Source organism: Pseudomonas abyssi (assembly GCF_003444685.1).
GTDB classification, from domain to species: Bacteria; Pseudomonadota; Gammaproteobacteria; order Pseudomonadales; family Pseudomonadaceae; genus Halopseudomonas; species Halopseudomonas abyssi.
This window is the reverse complement of sequence record NZ_LMAZ01000004.1, coordinates 101,765-122,407: the sequence shown is the minus strand read 5'-3', so window position 1 is coordinate 122,407 and position 20,643 is coordinate 101,765. Positions and strand designations below refer to the sequence as shown.

Genomic DNA, 20,643 nt, shown 5'->3' with positions numbered 1-20,643 from the left:
AGAGCGCTTAACTGAGTATGCGCCGCGGCACAAAGGCACATGCCCAGCCCCGCAACCCCCACGGATCGGAGTGACAACATGCACAACAACAACACAGGCAAGACCCTGCTGGTGCTCGGCGGCAGCGGGCTGGTAGGCATGGAAATTCTGCGCCAGGCACTGGCTGATCCGCAGGTCAGCCGGGTGGTCGCCCCCACGCGGCGCCCACTGCCCACAGCGGTGAATCACTACGCCCACCTGGACAACCCGCAAGTCGACTTCGACAACCTGCCCGAGGACGCCGACTGGTGGCGTTGCGATGCAGCGCTCTGCGCCCTGGGCACCACCCGCAAACACGCCGGCTCGCGCGAGGCCTTCCGCGCAGTGGACCGGGGCTATGTCAGCACCTGCGCCCGGCTGGCCCGGCACGCCGGCACCCGCACCTTCGTACTCAACTCCTCGCTGGGCGCCAGCCCACGCTCGGGCTCGTTCTATCTGCGTGTCAAAGGTGAGGTAGAGCAGGATCTGGCCGCCATGGACTTTCGCTCGCTCAGCCTGCTGCGCCCGTCGCTGCTCGATGGCGCCCGCCCCGAAGACCGGCCGGGTGAGCTGGTCGGGCTGCTGGTATCGCGCACCTTCAAGCCGCTGATTCCCAAGCGCCTGCGCGCGGTCAAAGCCACCGATGTCGCCGCCGCCATGCTGCAGGCCGCGCTTATCGCTCCAGTCGGACAGCATGTGATAGAGTCCGACGCCATCGCGCGTCGTCGCTAAGGGGCTGATGCCACTGCGCTCGCCCGACTGCCGGGCGCGCAGACCAACCCGCTTGCCGTTCTGCCGATCGCATCAATAATGGCCTTTTGATTTCACTGTATACTGTGCCTACTCGCGCCATCGTCTTGGCCGCGGGAACGGGCAGGCGTTCCAAACCGTCTAGAATGCACACAGGTCCAGCGGAAAACAGAACAATCATGATCGTCTACAGCAACATGCGCTTTCTGGTAGTGGATGACTTCAGCGACTTCCGCTCATCGGTCAAGGGCATGCTCGGGCAAATGGCCGCCCAGCACATCGATATTGCCGCCAACGGCGAGGAAGCTCTCAGCCTCTGCCGCAAAACCCGATATGACGTCATCCTGCACGACTACAACCTCGGTCAGGGCAAGAACGGGCAGCAGGTGCTCGAAGAGCTGCACCACGAAAAGCTGATCAGCCCCCACTGCATCTTCATCATGGTCACTGCCGAGAGCAGCCAGGCCATGGTCATGGCCGCACTGGAGTTCGAGCCCGACGCCTATCTGACCAAACCATTCAACCGCGCCAGCCTGCAGCAGCGGCTGGACAAGCTGGTCGAGCGCAAACGCCTGCTGGCACCGATTCTCGACGCGCTGGCGCGCGACGATCACCGCGCCGTCGCCAGCGCTTGCGATGCCCTGCTGCAACGCGATCCTCGCCTGGCACCGCTGTGCCAGCGCTACAAGGCCAACGCGCTGGCGGCCCTCCAGCAGCACGAGGCGCTGGAGCAGTTACTGCAGGCCATCCTTGCCCAGCGGCCTCTGCCCTGGGCATTGATGAAACTCGCCGACCACCTGCTGCAACGCGGCCAGCTGGATCAGGCCGAAGCACTCTACGAGCAGGGCATCGAGCAGTTCCCAATGCTGCCGGCGGCCTTTGACGGGCTGGCTCGGGTCAAGCTGGCCCGCGGCGAAACCCTCAAGGCGCAGGTATTTTTGGAACAGGCGGTAAAAATCTCGCCCAACAACCCGCAACGCCAGGCCGAGCTCGGGCGCGTGGCGCGCAGCAACGAAGACCCGGAGCGCGCCGTGCGCGCCTACCGTCAGGCCGTGACCCTGGGCCGCCACTCCGCCTTTCGCAACCCCGAACACCATCTCAGCCTGGCCGACAGCCTCAAGGTACAAAGTGGCGATACCGCGCCCAACCCCCGCGTTCAGCTGGAGATTCGCCAGACCCTGGAAGACCTGACGCGAGGCTGGAAGGACGATCAGGGCCTGGGCGCCCGTGCCGACCTGCTGCAGGCCGACGTCCTGCGCCGCAGCGGCAAGAGCGCCGAAGCAGACCAGATGCTGCGCAGCGCCACCGACAAGCTGGCCAACCTGGAGACCTTCTTCAGTGCAGACACCGCCCTCGCCGTTGCCGAACAACTGCGCGAGCTGGGCTGTGCTGAGCAGTCTGACCAGTTACTCGGCACCTGCGCCGAAATGTACGGCGATGACCCGGCGGTGATGGCCGGCATTGCGGCGCAAACCAGCAACCCCGGTATCCTGCATGGTGGCGAGGAAGCCGCAGCGCGCAACCGCGAAGGCATGCGCTGCTACCAACAGCAACAGTATCCGGCCGCGCTGGAGGCATTCCGCGAAGCGCTGTCACTGCAGCCACGCAACATCAGTTACGCGCTCAACACCGCCCAATCGCTGCTACGCCTGCTGCTCGCCACACCCGATGAGGCGCTGCTGACCGAGTGTCGGGCCTGCCTCGCGCAGGTCCGCAGCCTGCCCGCCAGCGACCCGCGCCACGAGCGCTACCGCAAATTGCTGGAACGGGTCGATTCGCTGTGAGCGAGCACCGGGACGACGAGCAGCTGGACTTTTCTACCGTCATCGCCTCCACCGTGCATGACATGAAAAACTCCCTTGGACTGCTGATGCAGTCCTACGGGCAGCTGCTCGAGCGTCTGCCACCGTCCGCCGGCAATGCCGATGAACGCGGCGTCATCGAATACGAATCCATGCGCCTGAACGGCATGCTGGTACAGATGCTCGGGCTGTACAAGCTGGAGGTCAACCAGCTGCCGCTGCGCCCCAGCTACCTGGAGCTGGACGACTTCCTGCAGGCGCAGCTGGCGCGCCACGACGACATCCTGCGCGCTCGCGCTATTCAGGGCAGCTTCGAGGTCGCCGAGGACGGGCTGATGGGCTTTTTCGATGGTGAGCTGGTCGGCTCCGTGGTCGGCAACGTCATCAACAACGCCATCCGTTACACCCGCTCAGCCATCCATCTGGCTGCGCGCATGGATCACGATCAGTTACTGATCAGCATCAGCGACGACGGCGACGGCTATCCACAAGCCATGCTCGACGGGCAGTCGGACTACGCCCTGGGCATCAATATGAGCACCGGCAGTACCGGCCTGGGGCTGTATTTTGGTCAGCGCATCGCGCACCTGCATCGCCGCAACGGCGTTACCGGACGCATTGCCCTGAGCAATCAGGGCGCGCTCGGTGGTGGCGAATTCCGTATCTGGCTGCCCTGAGCATGCCGGCATCAAGGGCCGAACGCCTGCCCGCCAAACGGCGCACTGAACAATGACCTGGCTGTGGCGCACGCTAGCTTCGCTCTGCGTCGCCTTGGGCGCCATCGGTATTGTCGTGCCGGGCCTGCCGACCACGCCGTTTCTGCTAGTGGCTGCCTGGGCTGGCGCGCGCGGTTGGCCGGCACTTGAGGCTCGGCTACTGGCTCATCCCAAGTACGGCCCGCTGATCCGCGACTGGCGCACCCGGCGGGCGGTGCCGCGACGCGCAAAATGGGCGGCCAGTGCGGTGATGACCAGCAGCGTGCTGGCACTCTGGCTGATGCCCACGCCGAACTGGCTGCGCATCGGCCTGCCACTCTTTCTGCTGTGCGTGGCCTGCTGGCTCTGGACCCGCCCCGAACCCAACCCCCAGCCTCAACGCTAACGCGGCATCATCCGCACGCCGTCCAGCTCGCTGAGTGGTTGCGGACGCCCCAGATGGAAGCCCTGCGCGTAATCCACGCCCAGCTCGCGCAGCTGTTCGAGAATGGCCTCGCTCTCAACAAACTCCGCCACCGTCTGCAGTCCCATCTCGTGGCCAATGGTGTTGATCGAGGCGACCATGGCGCGGGCGATCGGGTCGCTGGCGATGTCCTTGACGAACACTCCGTCGATCTTCAGGTAATCGACCGGCAGCGATTTCAGGTAGGCAAAGGACGACAACCCCGAGCCAAAGTCATCCAGCGCAAACTGGCAGCCGATGTCCCGCAAACCGCGCATGAACTCAACCGCCTTGCCCAGGTTGGACACTGCGCTGGTTTCGGTGATTTCAAAGCAGACATGGCTGGTGGGCACTTGATGACGCTCCAGCGCCTCGAGTACGAAGGCGAGAAAGCCTTCCTCGCCCAGCGACGCTGCCGATAAGTTGATCGAGTAATTGCCCAACGGCCCGCTGCGGCGGCGGTTGTAATCGCCCAACCAGGCCAGGAAGTTGCCCACCACCCAGCGATCAATCGCCGACGCCAGGTCGTAACGTTCGGCCGCCGGCATAAAGGCGCCAGGCGGAATCACCTGACCGTCGTTACCCAGCAGCCGTACCAGCACCTCATAACCGGGCTGGCTGTCGCGCTCGCTGATCGGGTAGATGGGTTGCACGTACAAACGCAGCAGGTCGGCGTCCAGCGCCTGGCGTAGGCGGTTGACCCATTGCATCTCGCCCCGCCGCTCCTGCATCTGCGCATCATCGGCCTGGTACAGGTGGATACGGTTGCGCCCCGCGTCCTTGGCGGCGTAACAGGCGCTGTCGGCGGCGCCGAGCAGCACATCCAGACTGGCCAGCTGCGATTCGACCGGCACCAGGCCGATGCTAACGCCGACGGCAAAAGTCTTGCCCTCCCAGCTGAAGCGATACTCCTCCACCAGGGTACGAATACCCTCGACTATCGGCACCGCCTCCTCCAGCGTACAGCCGCTGAGCAGCAGGCCAAATTCATCGCCGCCCAGACGCGCCAGCACGTCGGAGCTGCGAATGTGCGACTGGAACAGTTTAGCCAGCTGCCGCAGCAGTTCGTCGCCGGCGGCATGGCCGCAGGTGTCGTTGACGATCTTGAACTGGTCCAGATCCATGTAGCAGAGCACCTGCTCCCCGGCGCTGTTCTCATGGCGCTGCAGCGCCTGGGCAACCCGGCGCTCGAACTCCTTGCGGTTGACCAGTCCGGTCAGGGTGTCGTGGGCCGCCTGATGGGACAACTCACGTGCCAAGCGGCGATTGGCGGTCACGTCGCGAAAGGTGAGCACGGCACCAATGATGTGCCCCTCGGCATCACGAATCGGCGCCACTGCGTCCTGTACCGACACTTCGCTGCCGTCACGCCGGCGCAACTGCGACATGCTGCCGGGCTGGCGGCTAAGCGCCTGCCGGTAGCGCCGCAACATGGCGCTGACCGGGTTCAGCAGACTGTCCCCGGTAACCTCGTCAAACAGGCAGTAGATCTCATCCAGCGGTCGATCGCTGGCCTCTTCCTCGGTCCAGCCGGTCAACTGTTCAGCGACCGGATTAAGGTAACGCACCCGTGCGTCCGGCCCAGTGGTAATCACGCCATCGCCAATCGAGGCCAGGGTCACCTGCGCCAGCATCTTTTCCTGAAACAGCTGCTGCTCGATGCGCCGCCGCTCGGTGATATCGCGAATCAGACAGGTGTAGTGCTCATCCTCCAGCGCACCCTGGCTGACCGTCAGCTCGGCCACAAACTGATCGTGCTCGTTACGGCTGAACAGCACCTCCTGTTTGGTCTCGCTGCCCGCCTCCGGCAACGGCAAGCCACTCCAGTTGCGCTCGGCCACCAGCCGGCCCAGCGGCTGACCAATCAGCAGCCCGGCCGGCAGCCCAAACAAACGCTCGGCACCCGGGTTGCAGGTGGCCAGCACGCCCTCGCGGTTGCAGGTCACCACGCCGTCGCGAATGTCGCGGATGATGCTCTGGGTGACCCCTACCGCCCGTCGCAGAGCATGGATTACCTTGTTGTACTGGGCAGCAATCTGGCCGACCTCGGTAAAGGGTTCGACCGGCACATCGCGCTCAAAGCGGCCATCGCGCTGGTGCGCGGCCATCGCCTCCAGCAATTCGATCAACTCGGTGCGCGCGCCATGCTCGGATACGTTCAGGCCGGCCAGCTCGTCCTCGGGCGTGACCCGCATCGGCCAGAAGCGATTGATCAGGCGTAGCAGTAGCCAGGTGACACCAAAAGCCCAGAGCCCGGCCACCACCACACCCTCGAGTTGCGCCACCAGTTGCTGGGTGCGGCTCAGCCCCGTGCCCAGCGTCTGCAGATTGGCAAACAGCGCGACCGCCAGAGTGCCCCAGATGCCGCTGGCCAGGTGCACCGGGACCGCGCCCACGGCATCGTCGATGCGCAGATGATTCAACAGGCGGTCGGCCAGATACATCACCACAGCGCCAACCAGGCCGACGAAAAACGCCGCCGGCGCATCCATCACATGGGCGCCCGCGGTAATGGCCACCATCCCGGCAATCATGCCATTGAGCGGGTAGACCGGGTCCACCAGACGCCAGCGCCACCAGGACATGACCATCCCGCCCAGAGTGCCGGCGATGGCCGCCAGCACCGTATTGGCGATGATACCCGGCACCCGACCATCGAAGCTCAGGGTGCTGCCGCCGTTGAAGCCGAACCAGCCAAACATCAGCATCAGCGCGCCGAGCATGGCCAGCGGCAGGTTGGAGCCGGGCATGCTGCGGCCATCGCGGTCCTGATCAAAGCGGCCCTGACGCGGGCCCAGAATCAGAATCACCGCCAGCGCCACCCAACCGCCAACACCGTGGACCACGGTGGAGCCGGCAAAATCGACGAAACCGCGCGCCGCCAACCAGCCCAGGCCATCAGCGAATACGCCACCCCAGGCCCAATGGCCGAACAGCGGGTAGATCAGCCCGGCGATCAGCAACGCCACCAGCAGGTAGGAAGCAAAGCGCATGCGTTCGGCGGCGGCGCCGGACACGATGGTCGCTGCCGTGGTGCAGAACATCGCCTGAAAGAGAAAGAAGGCCGAATGCCAGGTATCGGTGAACGGCAACATGGCAAACCCTTCGCCGTACCAGCCACCCGCGCTGCCACCGAACATCAGCCCAAAACCGAACAACCAGTAGCAGAACACTGCAAGACTGAGGTCGGCCATGTTCTTCACGGCCACATTGATCGCGTTCTTGCTGCGGGTCAGCCCCGACTCAAGACAGAGAAAGCCAATCTGCATGTTGAACACCAGACCAGCACACAAGACCAACCACAGAACATCGATCATCGAGATGGGCATAGGTGATACCTGTTCCATTTGGAAACTGGCACTTTGATAGCGCGACCAAACAGCCTGCGCACCAGAGTAGTGCAGCCACTGAGCAGGTATAGGCAGCCCGGCTCAGGACAGTGCAGAACAATGCAGTTTCTGTACCAAAAGTCGTCGAACTGGTCAGAATGTGTCGCCAGAAAGGCGAAAGGCGGGGGCGTCACGATCGACCGCTGAACAGCAGCCGAGGCCCTGTTTCGGGCGCGCCAGGGCGCCCGAAACAGGTAGGCAGTTCACGGTCAGTCGGCGATATGCACCAGTTGCTTGCCGAAGTTCTTGCCCTTGAGCATGCCTTTGAATGCCTCAACGGCGTTCTCCAGGCCTTCGGCTACGGTTTCGCTGTACTTCAGCTTGCCGGAAGCTACCTGCTCAGCCAGCAGCGCGGTGATCTCCTGGTGCTTGTCCTGCCACTCGGTGACCAGGAAGAAGCGATGCTCCGGCTTGGGATCCAGCGCGCCGAAGATGTGGAACGGGGTTTCAACCTTGCTCTGATCTTCCGCGTTGTAGGCCGATACATAGCCACAGATCGGCACACGGGCACCCGGGTTGATCAGCTTGGCCACAGCCTTGGCCACCTCGCCACCGACGTTCTCGAAGTACACGTCAATGCCGTTCGGGCAGGCTGCCGCCAGGTCTGCGTCCAGGTTGCCGGCTTTGTAATCGATGCAGGCATCAAAACCCAGCTCCTCGACCACATAACGGCACTTTTCCGGGCCACCGGCGATACCGACCACGCGGCAACCTTCCTGCTTGGCAGTCTGGCCAACCACGGTGCCGACCGGGCCGGACGCGGCAGCCACAACGACGGTCTCGCCCGACTTGGGCTTGCCCACGTACATCAGGCCGCAATAGCCGGTGCGGCCCGGCATGCCGGCCACACCCAGATAGGTCTGCAGCGGCACGCCCTGGTCCTTGATCTTGTAGACCATCTCGGCGTTGCCCGGGATGATGCAGTACTCCTGCCAGCCGGAGTACACGGTAACCACATCACCGACCTGGTAGTTGTCGGACTTGGACTCAACAACGCGACCAACGCTCTCGCCGACAATCGGCGCACCGATTTCGATCGGATCCATGTAGCCCTTGCTGTCGTTCATGCGCGGACGCATGTAGGGGTCCAGCGACAGCCACAGGGTCTTGATCAGGACTTCACCGTCTTTCAGATCACGTACCGGCTCTTCTTTGAGAACCAGATCGCCATCCTGGATTTCACCCTGCGGGCGCTTGTTGAGCACGACTTTACGGTTGCTATAAGCAGACATCGGATGCCTCTCGTTTGAATGGATGAATGGGCGGAAAACTCCGCGAACTCCCGGATCATAAACGAACATCGCCAGGGACCCGCGCGAACCGACCTACTATTCACGCACTTGATCGGACGCCAATCCGCAGGCCGAAACGCGCTCAGCCAAGCTCGCTGATCTGCAATGGGCCACCCTGGCTGATCACCCGGTTGCGGCCATAGGCCTTGCCCCGGTACAGACGCTGGTCGGCACGACGATACAGGCTCTCGGCGTCCAGCGCATCGCTCGGCCAGTGCGCCACGCCAAAGGTCGCGGTAATGCGCAGCTCCTGTTTGTCGCCCCAGGTCAGCGGCGTCTGCTGCAACTGACTGCAGAGAGTCTGCACCAGCTGTTCGGCAGCCTGCGCATCGGTGCTGCGCAACAACAGACCAAACTCCTCACCGCCCAGCCGGCCGATCGCATCGGTCTTGCGCAGGCGGCGCTGCAGCACTTTACACAGATGGCGCAGGGCACGATCGCCGACTTCATGCCCCCAGCCATCGTTGACCTGCTTGAAGTGATCGACATCCAGCAACACCAGGGCAAAACCGTCGCCACTGCGCTGCCCCTGCTCAATGCACTGTTCGAATAATTGCTGGAAGCGTCCTCGATTGTAGACCCCGGTGAGCGCATCGGTTTCCGCCAGCCGCTCCAGCGTCTGCTGGGCGTTGGCTCGGCGCACTTCGTAAAAGTGCACAAACAACAGGATCATCAAGCCGCAGATCACCGCGTTGCCCAGATCGATCAGCCCGTGCGCTGTCTGCAGATCGGCATAGCGGATCACGTACAGCACTACCGCCAGCAACATGAAGGGTAACGACAGCAGCAGGCCGGCTTTGCGCCCCAGCAACAGGTACGCCAGCATCGGCACCATGTAGATCCAGACAAAGGCCGTCATAGAGGCGGCCGGCATCAGCATGATGTATATCTGGAAGCAGAAGGTGGGCAGCAGGTAAGCGTAAATCCAGGGCGTCAACCAACGTACCTGACGCATATGCCAGGCGGCCCACACCAGCAGCGCCCCCACGGCGATTTCCAGGCTCGCCAGCAGGGCATTGTTGTTGTCGAACTGCAGCCAGGCGAAGCCCCAGAGCAGGACGCCGGTGGACACGAAGATCAGCTGCAACAACGACCGGCGCGCCTGTTCGCCCAGACCGTTACCCGCCGCCTCGTCCATTGGGAACTTCCCGTTCACGTCGTTTGCCTCTCCTTGCTCGCACCCGCTGACGGCGGAGTATAGTCGCCGTCAGCTAGTCCGCGTAGTTCTCCAGCAGATGCTGGTCCTTCAGGCGCACATAGTTGGCCGCCGAGTAGGTAAAGAACTCACGCTCCTTGTCGGTCAGCGCACGCACCTGTTTGGCCGGGCTACCCATATACAGATAGCCGCTTTCCAGCGTGCGGTTGGCCGGCACCAACGAGCCGGCACCGATGATCACCTCGTCCTCGACCACCGCGCCATCCATGACAATGCTGCCCATACCGACCAGCACCCGGCTGCCGATGCTGCAGCCATGCAGCAGCACCTTGTGACCAATGGTCACGTCATCGCCGATGGTCAGCGGATAACCGTCCGGGTTAAACGGGCCCGCGTGGGTAATATGCAGCACGCTGCCATCCTGCACGCTGGTGCGGTCGCCGATGCGGATACGGTGCATGTCGCCGCGAATGATCGCGCCCGGCCAGACCGAGCAATCGTCACCCAGCTCTACATCGCCCAATACCACCGCCGACGGGTCAACAAATACCCGGTCACCCAGCACCGGCTGCCAGTCCCTGAATCCACGTACGTTCATTGTCTTACCCTTGAATTTTGCGGCTATCGCCGTCATTGAGAACTTCTAACGAAGTCACGATGCCAAGCGCGCCCGAGTTGATTACCATGGACGCATTGTAAGTCATCGATCGAATCAGGATACCCGCCATGCCCAATCCGCTGCTGCAACCCTACGATCTGCCGCCCTTTGCCGAGATCCGTGCCGAACATGTCAAACCGGCCGTCGAGCAGATTCTGGCCGACAACCGCGCACAGCTCGATGCCCTGCTGGCCAACCCTCCAGCGCAATGGACCTGGGCCAACCTGATCGAGCCGCAGGATGACATGGGCGAGCGCCTTGGCCGCGCCTGGTCGCCGGTTAGCCACCTCAATGCGGTAATGAACAGCCCCGAGCTGCGCGAAGCCTACGAAAGCTGCCTGCCGCTGCTGAGCCAGTACTACACTGAGATGGGTCAGAACCAGGCGCTGTACGACGCCTATCAGCAACTGGCCGACAGCGAGGAATTTGCCAAGCTGGACACCGCCCAGCAAACCATCCTTGAACACGCCCTTCGCGACTTCAAGCTGTCCGGTATCGCGCTGCCGCCGGAGCAGCAAAAGCGCTACGGCGAGCTGCAGATGCGCCTGTCCGAGCTGCAGAGCACCTTCTCCAATCAGGTGCTGGACGCAACCCAGGCCTGGACCAAACATATTACCGATGCGGCCCAACTCGACGGCCTGCCCGAGTCCGCGCTGGCCCAGGCCAAGCAGGCCGCCGAAGCCCGCGAGCTGGACGGCTGGCTGATCACGCTGGAATTCCCCAGCTACTTCCCGGTGATGACCTACGCCACCGACCGCGCACTGCGTCAGGAGGTGTACACTGCCTTCTGCACCCGCGCATCGGATCAGGGGCCCAACGCCGGCCAGTTCAACAACGGCCCGATCATCGACGAGATTCTGCTGCTGCGTCAGGAGCTGGCCGAGCTGCTGGGCTTTGCCAACTACGCCGAACTGTCGCTGGCAACCAAGATGGCCGAGAGTACCGATCAGGTACTGGGCTTCTTGCGTGACCTGGGCGAGCGCAGCAAACCCTTCGCGCAGCAGGATCTGGCTGCGCTGCAGGCCTTTGCAGCCGAGCAGGGTTGTGACGACCTGCAGCCCTGGGACGTTGGCTTCTACAGCGAGCAACTGCGCCAGCAGCGTTACGCCATCTCGCAGGAAATGCTGCGCCCCTACTTCCCGATCGATACCGTGATCAACGGCATGTTCGCCATCGTCCAGAAACTCTACGGCATCGAACTGCGCGAAGTCGCCGAGTTCGAGCGCTGGCACAAGGACGCACGCCTGTTCGAGGTGATTGAGCAAGGCGAAGTCATCGGCCGCTTCTTCCTCGATCTGTACGCCCGCGCCAACAAGCGCGGCGGCGCCTGGATGGATGGCTGCCGCGACCGCCGGCTGCTGCCTGACGGCGCCCTGCAGCGCCCGATTGCCTATCTGGTCTGCAACTTCACCCCGGCGGTTGGCGGCAAGCCGGCATTGCTGACCCACGACGAGGTCACCACCCTGTTCCACGAGTTCGGCCACGGCCTGCACCACCTGCTGACCCGGGTGAACTACGCCTCTGCCAGCGGCATCAACGGCGTGGCCTGGGACGCGGTCGAGCTGCCCAGCCAGTTCATGGAGAACTGGTGCTGGGAGCCGGAAGGCCTCGCGCTGATCTCCAGCCACTATGAAACCGGCGAGCCGTTACCGCAGGACCTGCTGGACAAGATGCTGGCGGCCAAGAACTTCCAGTCCGGCCTGGGCATGCTGCGCCAGATCGAATTCTCGCTGTTCGACTTTGAATTGCACGTACGCAAACAACCGCAGCTGAGCGCGCAGCAGGTGCTAGATCAGGTACGCGAAGAGGTTGCAGTCATCAAGGTGCCGTCGTTCAACCGTTTCCAGAACGGCTTCAGCCATATCTTTGCCGGTGGCTATGCAGCCGGTTACTACAGCTACAAGTGGGCAGAAGTGCTGTCGGCTGATGCCTTCTCGCGCTTCGAGGAAGAGGGTGTACTGAACGCCGAGACCGGTCGCGCCTTCCGCGACAACATTCTTGCCCGCGGCGGCAGCGAGGCGCCGATGGCGCTGTTCGTCGCCTTCCGTGGTCGCGAGCCATCGATTGATCCACTGCTGCGTCACAGCGGCCTGAGCGGGGAAGCGGCATGACCAACGGCCCGGTGAAGCGCTTTATCGCCGGTGCGGTCTGCCCGGCGTGCAGCGCCATGGACACCATCAAGATGTACGAGGAAGACGGCGTACCGCACCGCGAATGCGTGCAGTGCGGTTACACCGATACGCTGGATGCCCGCGGCAACTCGGTACCCAAGGAGCTGGGTACCCGGGTCAACGAAGTGCGCAAGGCACCAAGCAAACCCACCAGCCAGACGGTACAGTTCTTCCCCAATCCGCGTCTGAAAAAGAAAGATTGAAGCGCAACGCAGCGTTGCTTGCTCAGGCAACGCTGCGTAGTTCGATATCCACACCCAGTTGCTGTGACATACACGGCCACTGCGCCCACAGACGCTGTACCTCGGCCGGATCCAGCTGCGCCCGGTAGGCCTGAAATTCAGCTGACTGAAACAGGTCCTCGGGCAACAGCCCCGAGACCGCCTCCTCGACCGCCGCATCCAACCGATTGGCAAAGGACTCGCCCAGCAGATGATGCACGATCAGGTTGGCACGGGTGGTGTCCATCGGAATCAGCGACTCGCCGCCGTGGGCGACGTAGCGATCGTTCACGTCTTCCACCAAGCGATGGGCCAGGTAGGCCTCATCCAGCAGCGTTACCAGCCCGCGATGTTCGGCCGGCAAATCTGGCGGCTGCAAAAAGAACGCCTCGGCCACCTTGAGGACCGGCAGCATGCGCGGCTTCAATTGAGCTGACTCGGCCACCGCTGCGGCGGCTTCCAGCACCTCCGGCACCTGTTCGATGTAAGCGGTGGCAAAGCGCTGCAGTGCCCCGACCGGGTCCTCCTGCAGGCGAATGGAGGGGTGTAGATCCGCGATCCGGGTCTGCAACCAGGCCTGCATTCCCTCACGCGAATCACTCTGTGCCGTTGCTTCGGCAATACGGTGTTTCAGCCCAGCGATGTTCATACTCTAGCTCCACAACGGCAAACGGAGGCTGCCAGCGAGCAGCATCACTTTGACATTATTGTAAAGCGAAAAACCTAGCAGAGGAGTGCTAGTGCGTCAAAGTGCCTCACCACGAGGCATGAGATCAAATTGTAATAAGCCCACCCGACGGTCCCGCCAACAATTATCCGCCGCAACATTGCGCGCCGATGACCCCCGTCTATACTCCAGATGACTGGTGGCCTGTGGGGGAAGTGCTGGCCGGGGGATGAAACGCCGCGAACAACGCGCTGTATGTCCTGCGGTAAGCGGGTTGCTGAGGAGTCTGGCGTCGTAGTAGCGCCACATTTGCAGCAGTCTGCCTGGGTGTCTGCGCAGTGTGATACCCCTTCGTTCCGTGCACCGGTAGCGATAAAAACAATAAAGGGGGACCGGGAATGTTGCGAGCAGCAATCACCTGGCCGGTTGGACTGTCCCTGTCTGTGCTCGGCGCCCAAGCGAGTGCCGAGTGGGGCGTCAACATGCGCCGGGGCGTCACCGAAGTCAGTCAATCCGTGTTCGATCTGCACATGACCATCTTCTGGATCTGCGTGGTCATCGGCATCGTGGTATTTGGTGTGATGTTCTGGTCGATGCTGATGCATCGCAAATCCGAGGACAGCAAACCGGCGACCTTCCACGAACACCTTGGTGTGGAGATTCTCTGGACGGTGATCCCGCTGGCGATTCTCATCGTCATGGCCATTCCGGCCACCAAAACACTGATCGATATCTACGACGCCGATGAGGCGGACATCGACATTCTGGTAACCGGCTATCAATGGCGCTGGCAGTACCAGTACGTCGGCGAAGGCGTGAGCTTCTTCAGCAGCATGTCGACGCCACGCGACGAGATCGGCAACGTCAGCGACAAGAACCCCAATTACCTGCTCGAAGTGGACAACCCGCTGGTCATTCCGGTCGGCAAGAAGGTCCGCTTCCTGGTCACCGCCGCCGACGTCATCCACTCCTGGTGGGTACCCGACTTTGCGGTCAAGAAAGACGCCATCCCCGGCTTTATCAACGAAGCCTGGACCCGCGTAGAAGAGCCCGGCATCTACCGAGGCCAATGTACCGAACTGTGCGGCAAGGACCACGGCTTCATGCCCGTGGTGGTCGAAGTGCTACCCCAGGATGAATACGACGCCTGGATGGCCGAGCAAAAAGAGGCCGCCGCCAAGGAAGCAGAGCTGCGCGAGAAGGACTGGACCCTGGAAGAGCTAGTCGAGCGTGGGGAAAAGGTCTATGCCTCCGCCTGCGCCTCCTGTCACCAGCCCACCGGCGAGGGCCTGCCGCCGATGTTCCCGGCGCTCAAGGGCAGCGCCATTGTCACCGAAGATATGGCCCAGCACCTGGATATCGTCCTCAACGGCGTACCGGGTACCGCGATGGCGGCGTTCGGCAAGCAACTGTCGGAAGTCGATGTGGCGGCCGTGATCACCTTCGAGCGTAACGCATGGGGCAACGACACCGGCGAAATGCTGGCGCCCGTCGACGTGCTGAACGCCAAAGAAGGCCAATAGGAGACCTGTCATGAGCGCTGTGATCGATACCCATCACCACGACCATGCCCACGGTCCGGCCAAGGGCCTGATGCGCTGGGTGCTCACCACCAACCACAAGGACATCGGCTCGATGTACCTGTGGTTCAGCTTTGCCATGTTCCTGCTCGGCGGCTCGATGGCCATGGTCATCCGTGCCGAGCTGTTTCAGCCGGGCCTGCAACTGGTGCAACCGGAATTTTTCAACCAGATGACCACCACCCACGGCCTGATCATGGTGTTCGGGGCGGTTATGCCGGCCTTTGTCGGCCTGGCCAACTGGATGATTCCGCTGATGATCGGCGCACCGGACATGGCGCTGCCACGGATGAACAACTTCAGCTTCTGGCTGCTGCCGATGGCCTTCGGGCTGCTGGTCTCGACACTGTTCATGGAGGGAGGCGGCCCGAACTTCGGCTGGACCTTCTACGCACCGCTGTCGACGACCTACGCGCCGCCCAGCGTCACCTTCTTCATCTTCGCCATTCACCTGGCGGGCATCAGTTCGATCATGGGCGCGATCAACATCATCGCCACCATTCTCAACCTGCGCGCCCCCGGCATGACGCTGATGAAAATGCCGCTGTTCGTCTGGACCTGGCTGATTACCGCTTTCCTGCTGATCGCGGTGATGCCGGTGCTGGCCGGCGTGGTGACCATGATGCTGATGGACATCCACTTCGGCACCAGCTTCTTCAATGCCGCCGGCGGCGGTGATCCGGTGATGTTCCAGCACATTTTCTGGTTCTTCGGTCACCCCGAGGTCTACATCATGATCCTGCCGGCGTTTGGTGCGGTCAGCCAGATCATTCCGGCCTTCAGCCGCAAGCCGCTGTTCGGCTACACCTCGATGGTCTACGCCACCGCCGCCATCGCCTTTCTGTCGTTCATCGTCTGGGCGCACCACATGTTTACCGTCGGCATTCCGATTACCGGTGAGCTGTTCTTCATGTACGCCACCATGCTGATCGCCGTACCGACCGGGGTGAAGGTGTTCAACTGGGTCAGCACCATGTTCCGCGGTGCGCTGACCTTCGAGGCGCCGATGCTGTTCGCCGTGGCCTTTGTGATTCTGTTCACCATCGGCGGCTTTTCCGGCCTGATGCTGGCGATTGCACCGGCCGACTTCCAGTATCACGACACCTACTTTGTGGTCGCGCACTTCCACTACGTGCTGGTGCCCGGAGCCATCTTCGGTATCTTCGCCTCGGCCTACTACTGGCTGCCCAAGTGGACTGGCCACATGTACGACGAAACCCTGGCCAAGACGCATTTCTGGATGAGCTTCATCGGCATGAACCTGGCCTTCTTCCCGATGCACTTTGTCGGGCTGGCAGGCATGCCGCGGCGTATTCCCGACTACAACGTGATGTTCGCCAACTTCAACATGATCTCCTCGGTCGGCGCCTTCATGTTTGGGGTTACCCAGCTGCTGTTCCTGTTTATCGTCATCAAGTGCATCAAAGGCGGCAAGAAGGCGGCCGCCAACCCCTGGGAAGGTGCAGAGGGGCTGGAGTGGACCGTGCCCTCACCCGCGCCATACCACACCTTCTCGACGCCCCCCGAGGTGAAGTGACCGGAGGTCGCGGCAATGAGCGAGACACAGTCCAACCGCCGCCTGGTCGGCAAACTGGTACTGACGGTATTCGGCATGTTCGGCTTCGGATTCCTGATGGTGCCGCTGTATGACGTGATGTGCGATGCGCTGGGCATCAACGGCAAGACCAGCGGCACCGCTTACCAGCAGGAAGTCGAGCAGATCGACAGCAGCCGCACCCTGCGGGTGCAGTTTGTCGCCACCCGGGCCGAAGGCATGAGCTGGGACTTTGGCCCCGAGGCCGAACAGCTCAGCCTGCACCCGGGCGAAACGCGCGAGATGCTGTTTCTGGCGCATAACCCGACTGACCGGCCGATGGTGGCACAGGCCATTCCCAGCGTTTCACCATCGATTGCCGCAGCCTACTTCCACAAGACCGAGTGTTTCTGCTTTACCCAGCAGGTGCTGCAACCGGGGGAAAGCGTCGAGATGCCGGTGCGTTTCATTGTTGATCCGGCGGTGCCGGCACAGGTCAAGCACCTGACCCTGGCCTACACCCTGTTTGATGTATCGGAGCGAATGCCTGACAAGCTGGCCGCCGCCCAGGCGCAGGCCCACTGAGCACGATTGCCGTACAAGGAGAACAACAGATGGCCAATCATCAGACCTACTATGTGCCGGCCCAAAGCAAGTGGCCGATCATTGCCTCGATAGCGCTGCTGCTGCTGGTGTTTGGCGGCGGCAGCATGATGAACGGCGACAGCGCCGGAGCCGGCAGCAGCCTGGGCCGCTGGCTGTTCTTTGCCGGTGCACTCTTGACCGCCTGGATGATGTTCGGCTGGTTCAGCAATGTGGTGAAGGAAAGCCGCGAGGGCCTTTACAGCCCGCAGATGGACCGCTCCTTCCGCATGGGCATGGGCTGGTTCATCTTCTCGGAAGTGATGTTCTTTGCCGCCTTCTTCGGCGCCCTGTTCTACGTGCGTACCTTTGCCGGCCCGTGGCTCGGTGGTGAGGGCGACAAGGGCCTGGCCAACATGCTCTGGCCGGATTTCACTTATCAATGGCCGCTGATGATCAACCCGGACCCCAAAACCTTTCCCGGTCCCAGCGAGGTGATCAGCGCCTGGCAACTGCCGCTGATCAACACCCTGCTGCTGATCTCCTCCAGCGTGACCGTCACCTTTGCCCATCACGCCCTGCGCAAAGACAATCGCGGCGCTACCAAGGCCTGGTTGGGCCTGACCGTCGCGCTGGGCACGGTCTTTCTGGTGCTGCAGGCACTGGAATACCAGCACGCCTATCACGACCTGGGGCTGACGTTGAACTCGGGCATCTATGGAGCCACCTTCTTCATGCTGACCGGCTTCCACGGCGCCCACGTCACCATGGGCACGCTGATTCTGGCCATCATGCTGATCCGCATCGCCAAGGGCCATTTCACCCCGCAGCAGCACTTCGGTTTTGAAGCCGCCAGCTGGTACTGGCACTTCGTGGACGTGGTCTGGGTTGGGCTGTTTATCTTCGTCTACATCTTCTGAGCGGTACCCATGATGCCTGCCAAGTCAATGCAACCAGGGCGTGTGCCAGGTCAGCTGGCCCGCCCAGAAGCCCCAGGCAATCAGCGCCATCAGCAGCACTGTCAGGCCGATACGCACGCTCAATGCCGTTACCAGCCGGCCGCGCCCATCAGTGTCTTTCATCAAAAAGAACAAACCGCTGAACAGGCTGATCAGTATCAGCGCCAGCAAGATCACGATGACCAGCTTGAGCCACATGGTCTTCCCCTGATTGTTGTTATGGTCGGCCTGAGTATAGCCGGAGCAGCTCATGGTGCTGTCTGAGGCCGCAGTGACCAACCGACGTTTCGCGCCGGGCTGGCCACTCTGGGTGTTCACCCTGAGTCTGCTGCCGGTGCTGCTGGGGCTGGGCGTCTGGCAGCTGCAACGGGCCGATCAGAAACAGCAACTGCAGGCCAGCATCGATGCCCTGCAGCACGCACCAGCCAAGACCCTGACACAGCTCGGCGGGCAAGCGCCTGCCGACTGGCAGCCGCTCAGCCTGCAGGGTCGGCTCGACCCACAGCACATCTGGTTGCTGGACAACCGCACCCGCAACGGACAGGCCGGCGTCGAGGTACTGCAGGCCTTTCAGGCAGATAGCGGGGACTGGCTGCTGATCAATCGCGGCTGGCTACCCTGGCCGGACCGGCGCCAGCCGCCACACATCAGCACACCACCGGGCAGGCTGCAGCTGCAAGCAGAAAAACTGCCCGCCAGCAGCGCCGGCTGGCGGCCGGGCAGACGCGCCTGTGACGCGGATCAGCGCAGTTGCGTGATCGCTCAGCTGGATCTGGATGCCCTGCGCGCGCAGTCAGCGCTACCGCTGCTGGGCTGGAGCGCCCGACTGAGCAATGTCGGCAGCGCCGCACTGACGCTGGACTGGCCGGCGCTACCCATGAGCGCCAGCCGCCACACCGGCTACGCGGTGCAATGGTTCAGCCTGGCAGCGGCACTGCTCGCCCTGTTTCTCTGGGCCGGTTTTCGGCCTCAATAGCACGTTGATCTCGGGGGAATAACAATGATGAGCCTGACCGAATCCGAACAACGCCCGTCACGCCCAAGGGGCCAGCTCAAGTTGCTGGCCATCATCGGCGTCGTGGTAGGGCCTATTGCGCTGGCAGCGCTGATGGCGGAGCTGGATATTGGCATGCCTAAAGGCCACGCCAACAAGTCCGCATTGGTGGAACCCGCGATTCAGACCAGCGACTGGCAGCTCGCGGTGGAGCCGGTCGGCTATGGCGCGCCATGGCGCCTGCTGGTCACCCACACCGGCGCCTGCGAGCGCCAGTGCATGGCGCTGGTCCACGAAGCAAGGCAGATCAACGTGGCGGTCGGTCGCGAGGCCGAACGCGTGACCCATGTACTGGCGTCTCCGGTGGCGCTGCGCGCCGACGAGGTTGCCGCGCTGGAGGCACAGTTTCCGCGCCTGGAGCGCACCACCTTTGACAGCAACGCCTACCTGCACAGCCTGCAGACCCAGCCCGACAGCTGGCTGATCGGCCCACAGCTGTGGCTGGTCGACCCGCTGGGCCGCGTGGTGCTGCATCACAGTGCCAGCCAACCAGGCAAGAACCTGCTGGATGACCTCAAGCGTCTGCTGAAACTCTCCAAGGTGGGCTAAGCCATGCGCAAACCCGGCTACGCACTCGCTCTGGCAGCGCTGCTGCTCTGCTTTGTAGTGGTCATTCTCGGCGCCTACACCCGCCTGGTACACGCCGGGCTGGGCTGCCCGGACTGGCCAGGTTGCTATGGCTTTCTCAGCGTCCCACAAAGCGAGCATGCCTTGCAGGCAGCGCAGTTGCGCTTCCCGGATGAGCCGGTGGAAGCCTTCAAAGCCTGGGCCGAGATGATTCACCGCTATGCTGCCGGCACGCTTGGCCTGGTCATCCTGACCTTGGCAGTGATCGGCATCAGCCAGCGCCGTAACCCCGACTACCCCACAGGCCTCGGCCTTGGCCTGCTGGCGCTGGTGGTCTGTCAGGCTCTGTTCGGCATGTGGACGGTGACACTCAAACTCTGGCCACAGGTGGTAACCGCGCACCTGCTGGGTGGCTTCGCGACCCTGAGCCTGCTGTTGCTGTTGGTGTTGCGATTGTCCGGTCGCCTGCCCGCCCTGACACCCAGCCGCGCGCTGACGCGCCTGCGCACGCTGGCCAAGGTCACACTGGCAGTGGTGATTGTGCAGATCATGCTCGGTGGCTGGACCAGCACCAATTACGCAGCGGTGGCCTGCATCGACCTGCCCACCTGCCACGGTGAATGGTGGCCGGAGATGGACTTTCACACCGGCTTCAATCTGCTGCACCAGGAGATAGGCCCGAACTACCTCGGCGGCATGCTCGAAGGGCCCGGCCGCACCGCGATCCACTTCACCCATCGCCTAGGCGCACTGGTCACCACCTTGGTGGTACTGCTGCTGGGCTGGCAGCTCTGGCGGTCGCGCCTGCGCGGCCTCGCTGCGCTGCTGAGTCTGGCCCTGATCGCACAGGTCAGCCTGGGCATCACCAACGTGCTGGCGGCCCTGCCACTGGCGATTGCCGTCGCACACAACGGCATGGCGGCGTTGCTGCTGCTGTGTACCGTGTCCGTCGCGTACCGACTGCGCGCACCGACGCCGGCGCGGGTTCGGCTGGTCGCCAAACCACCGCACAAACTGGCAAGCCCACTACTTGGCAACCATACTGCGAGAACAACAACACAGGTGCGCTAAACGCACCGACAGGG

General features: G+C 62.8%; 19 protein-coding genes. 13 read left to right on the top strand and 6 right to left on the bottom strand.

Annotation, left to right across the window (positions count from 1 at the left end; all coding sequences use genetic code 11):
- Positions 1–78 precede the first annotated feature (78 nt).
- From ASB58_RS13515 to ASB58_RS13500, 4 genes are all read left to right on the top strand, one after another.
- The gene (locus ASB58_RS13515; protein WP_096005280.1) at positions 79–750 is read left to right on the top strand and encodes a Rossmann-fold NAD(P)-binding domain-containing protein; all 672 of its coding nucleotides are present in this window, start codon (positions 79–81) and stop codon (positions 748–750) included.
- A 197-nt stretch (positions 751–947) separates the two neighbouring features.
- Entirely contained in the window at positions 948–2,552 is a 1,605-nt protein-coding gene (locus ASB58_RS13510; protein WP_118131228.1) for a response regulator, read from the top strand.
- Positions 2,553–2,614: 62 nt separating this feature from the next.
- Positions 2,615–3,247 (top strand): sensor histidine kinase, encoded by a 633-nt coding sequence (locus ASB58_RS13505; RefSeq protein WP_096005341.1) that lies wholly within the window; start codon positions 2,615–2,617, stop codon positions 3,245–3,247.
- 52 nt (positions 3,248–3,299) lie between these two features.
- Complete coding sequence (locus tag ASB58_RS13500) at positions 3,300–3,671, top strand: YbaN family protein (protein WP_118131227.1); 372 nt, start codon at positions 3,300–3,302, stop codon at positions 3,669–3,671.
- Here the strand turns inward: ASB58_RS13500 and amt are convergent.
- The 4 genes from amt to ASB58_RS13480 form a co-directional block, all read right to left on the bottom strand.
- On the bottom strand, positions 3,668–7,057 hold the full coding sequence (gene amt / locus ASB58_RS13495; protein ID WP_118131226.1) for an ammonium transporter: 3,390 nt from the start codon (positions 7,055–7,057) through the stop codon (positions 3,668–3,670). The genes ASB58_RS13500 and amt overlap by 4 nt on opposite strands.
- A gap of 269 nt (positions 7,058–7,326) precedes the next feature.
- Positions 7,327–8,349, bottom strand: coding sequence for an NADP-dependent oxidoreductase (locus ASB58_RS13490; protein WP_118131225.1), 1,023 nt, complete (start codon positions 8,347–8,349; stop codon positions 7,327–7,329).
- A gap of 142 nt (positions 8,350–8,491) precedes the next feature.
- A complete protein-coding gene (locus ASB58_RS13485) occupies positions 8,492–9,565 on the bottom strand; it encodes a GGDEF domain-containing protein (RefSeq protein ID WP_235827301.1) in 1,074 nt (357 codons plus the stop codon).
- Between the two features lie 55 nt (positions 9,566–9,620).
- Positions 9,621–10,163 carry a gamma carbonic anhydrase family protein gene (locus ASB58_RS13480; RefSeq protein WP_118131223.1) on the bottom strand — a complete coding sequence of 181 codons (543 nt, stop codon included), beginning with the start codon at positions 10,161–10,163 and terminating at the stop codon, positions 9,621–9,623.
- Positions 10,164–10,291: 128 nt separating this feature from the next.
- Here ASB58_RS13480 and prlC point away from each other — a divergent pair, with 128 nt between their 5' ends.
- Complete coding sequence (gene prlC, locus ASB58_RS13475) at positions 10,292–12,334, top strand: oligopeptidase A (protein WP_118131222.1); 2,043 nt, start codon at positions 10,292–10,294, stop codon at positions 12,332–12,334.
- Positions 12,331–12,597: a YheV family putative zinc ribbon protein gene (locus tag ASB58_RS13470; RefSeq protein WP_096005262.1), complete on the top strand. Its 267-nt coding sequence runs from the start codon at positions 12,331–12,333 to the stop codon at positions 12,595–12,597. The genes prlC and ASB58_RS13470 overlap by 4 nt, the downstream gene beginning before the upstream one ends.
- A 22-nt stretch (positions 12,598–12,619) precedes the next feature.
- On the opposite strand, the gene ASB58_RS13465 is transcribed toward ASB58_RS13470, so the two are convergent.
- A complete protein-coding gene (locus tag ASB58_RS13465; protein WP_096005261.1) occupies positions 12,620–13,264 on the bottom strand; it encodes a hypothetical protein in 645 nt (214 codons plus the stop codon).
- 416 nt (positions 13,265–13,680) lie between these two features.
- Between ASB58_RS13465 and coxB the strand changes: the two genes are divergently transcribed.
- From coxB to ASB58_RS13445, 4 genes are read left to right on the top strand one after another with little or no spacing between them, the layout of a single operon-like run.
- Positions 13,681–14,805 (top strand): cytochrome c oxidase subunit II, encoded by a 1,125-nt coding sequence (gene coxB, locus ASB58_RS13460; RefSeq protein WP_118131221.1) that lies wholly within the window; start codon positions 13,681–13,683, stop codon positions 14,803–14,805.
- A 10-nt stretch (positions 14,806–14,815) separates the two neighbouring features.
- On the top strand, positions 14,816–16,399 hold the full coding sequence (gene ctaD / locus ASB58_RS13455) for a cytochrome c oxidase subunit I (protein ID WP_096005259.1): 1,584 nt from the start codon (positions 14,816–14,818) through the stop codon (positions 16,397–16,399).
- Positions 16,400–16,414: 15 nt separating this feature from the next.
- Complete coding sequence (locus tag ASB58_RS13450) at positions 16,415–16,981, top strand: cytochrome c oxidase assembly protein (RefSeq protein WP_096005258.1); 567 nt, start codon at positions 16,415–16,417, stop codon at positions 16,979–16,981.
- A 29-nt stretch (positions 16,982–17,010) separates the two neighbouring features.
- The gene (locus ASB58_RS13445) at positions 17,011–17,898 is read left to right on the top strand and encodes a cytochrome c oxidase subunit 3 (protein ID WP_096005257.1); all 888 of its coding nucleotides are present in this window, start codon (positions 17,011–17,013) and stop codon (positions 17,896–17,898) included.
- Between the two features lie 24 nt (positions 17,899–17,922).
- On the opposite strand, the gene ASB58_RS13440 is transcribed toward ASB58_RS13445, so the two are convergent.
- Positions 17,923–18,135, bottom strand: a complete 213-nt coding sequence (locus tag ASB58_RS13440) for a twin transmembrane helix small protein (RefSeq protein WP_118131413.1) — start codon at positions 18,133–18,135, stop codon at positions 17,923–17,925.
- A gap of 52 nt (positions 18,136–18,187) precedes the next feature.
- On the opposite strand from ASB58_RS13440, the gene ASB58_RS13435 reads away from it, so the two are divergent.
- The 3 genes from ASB58_RS13435 to ASB58_RS13425 are packed head-to-tail and all read left to right on the top strand — an operon-like array spanning position 18,188 to position 20,629.
- The gene (locus tag ASB58_RS13435; RefSeq protein WP_118131220.1) at positions 18,188–18,913 is read left to right on the top strand and encodes an SURF1 family protein; all 726 of its coding nucleotides are present in this window, start codon (positions 18,188–18,190) and stop codon (positions 18,911–18,913) included.
- 27 nt (positions 18,914–18,940) lie between these two features.
- Positions 18,941–19,540 carry a redox-active disulfide-containing membrane protein gene (locus ASB58_RS13430; protein WP_147336838.1) on the top strand — a complete coding sequence of 200 codons (600 nt, stop codon included), beginning with the start codon at positions 18,941–18,943 and terminating at the stop codon, positions 19,538–19,540.
- Positions 19,541–19,543: 3 nt separating this feature from the next.
- A complete protein-coding gene (locus tag ASB58_RS13425) occupies positions 19,544–20,629 on the top strand; it encodes a COX15/CtaA family protein (protein ID WP_118131218.1) in 1,086 nt (361 codons plus the stop codon).
- The last annotated feature ends 14 nt before the right edge of the window (positions 20,630–20,643 follow it).

Excerpts from the sequence above, each read along its gene's own strand:
- ASB58_RS13515 (WP_096005280.1), top strand. The coding sequence starts at position 79 with ATGCACAACAACAACACAGGCAAGACCCTGCTGGTGCTCGGCGGCAGC.
- ASB58_RS13510 (WP_118131228.1), top strand. The coding sequence starts at position 948 with ATGATCGTCTACAGCAACATGCGCTTTCTGGTAGTGGATGACTTCAGC.
- ASB58_RS13505 (WP_096005341.1), top strand. The coding sequence starts at position 2,615 with ATGAAAAACTCCCTTGGACTGCTGATGCAGTCCTACGGGCAGCTGCTC.
- ASB58_RS13500 (WP_118131227.1), top strand. The coding sequence starts at position 3,300 with ATGACCTGGCTGTGGCGCACGCTAGCTTCGCTCTGCGTCGCCTTGGGC.
- amt (WP_118131226.1), bottom strand. The coding sequence starts at position 7,057 with ATGCCCATCTCGATGATCGATGTTCTGTGGTTGGTCTTGTGTGCTGGT.
- ASB58_RS13490 (WP_118131225.1), bottom strand. The coding sequence starts at position 8,349 with ATGTCTGCTTATAGCAACCGTAAAGTCGTGCTCAACAAGCGCCCGCAG.
- ASB58_RS13480 (WP_118131223.1), bottom strand. The coding sequence starts at position 10,163 with ATGAACGTACGTGGATTCAGGGACTGGCAGCCGGTGCTGGGTGACCGG.
- prlC (WP_118131222.1), top strand. The coding sequence starts at position 10,292 with ATGCCCAATCCGCTGCTGCAACCCTACGATCTGCCGCCCTTTGCCGAG.
- ASB58_RS13470 (WP_096005262.1), top strand. The coding sequence starts at position 12,331 with ATGACCAACGGCCCGGTGAAGCGCTTTATCGCCGGTGCGGTCTGCCCG.
- ASB58_RS13465 (WP_096005261.1), bottom strand. The coding sequence starts at position 13,264 with ATGAACATCGCTGGGCTGAAACACCGTATTGCCGAAGCAACGGCACAG.
- coxB (WP_118131221.1), top strand. The coding sequence starts at position 13,681 with ATGTTGCGAGCAGCAATCACCTGGCCGGTTGGACTGTCCCTGTCTGTG.
- ctaD (WP_096005259.1), top strand. The coding sequence starts at position 14,816 with ATGAGCGCTGTGATCGATACCCATCACCACGACCATGCCCACGGTCCG.
- ASB58_RS13450 (WP_096005258.1), top strand. The coding sequence starts at position 16,415 with ATGAGCGAGACACAGTCCAACCGCCGCCTGGTCGGCAAACTGGTACTG.
- ASB58_RS13445 (WP_096005257.1), top strand. The coding sequence starts at position 17,011 with ATGGCCAATCATCAGACCTACTATGTGCCGGCCCAAAGCAAGTGGCCG.
- ASB58_RS13440 (WP_118131413.1), bottom strand. The coding sequence starts at position 18,135 with ATGTGGCTCAAGCTGGTCATCGTGATCTTGCTGGCGCTGATACTGATC.
- ASB58_RS13435 (WP_118131220.1), top strand. The coding sequence starts at position 18,188 with ATGGTGCTGTCTGAGGCCGCAGTGACCAACCGACGTTTCGCGCCGGGC.
- ASB58_RS13430 (WP_147336838.1), top strand. The coding sequence starts at position 18,941 with ATGAGCCTGACCGAATCCGAACAACGCCCGTCACGCCCAAGGGGCCAG.
- ASB58_RS13425 (WP_118131218.1), top strand. The coding sequence starts at position 19,544 with ATGCGCAAACCCGGCTACGCACTCGCTCTGGCAGCGCTGCTGCTCTGC.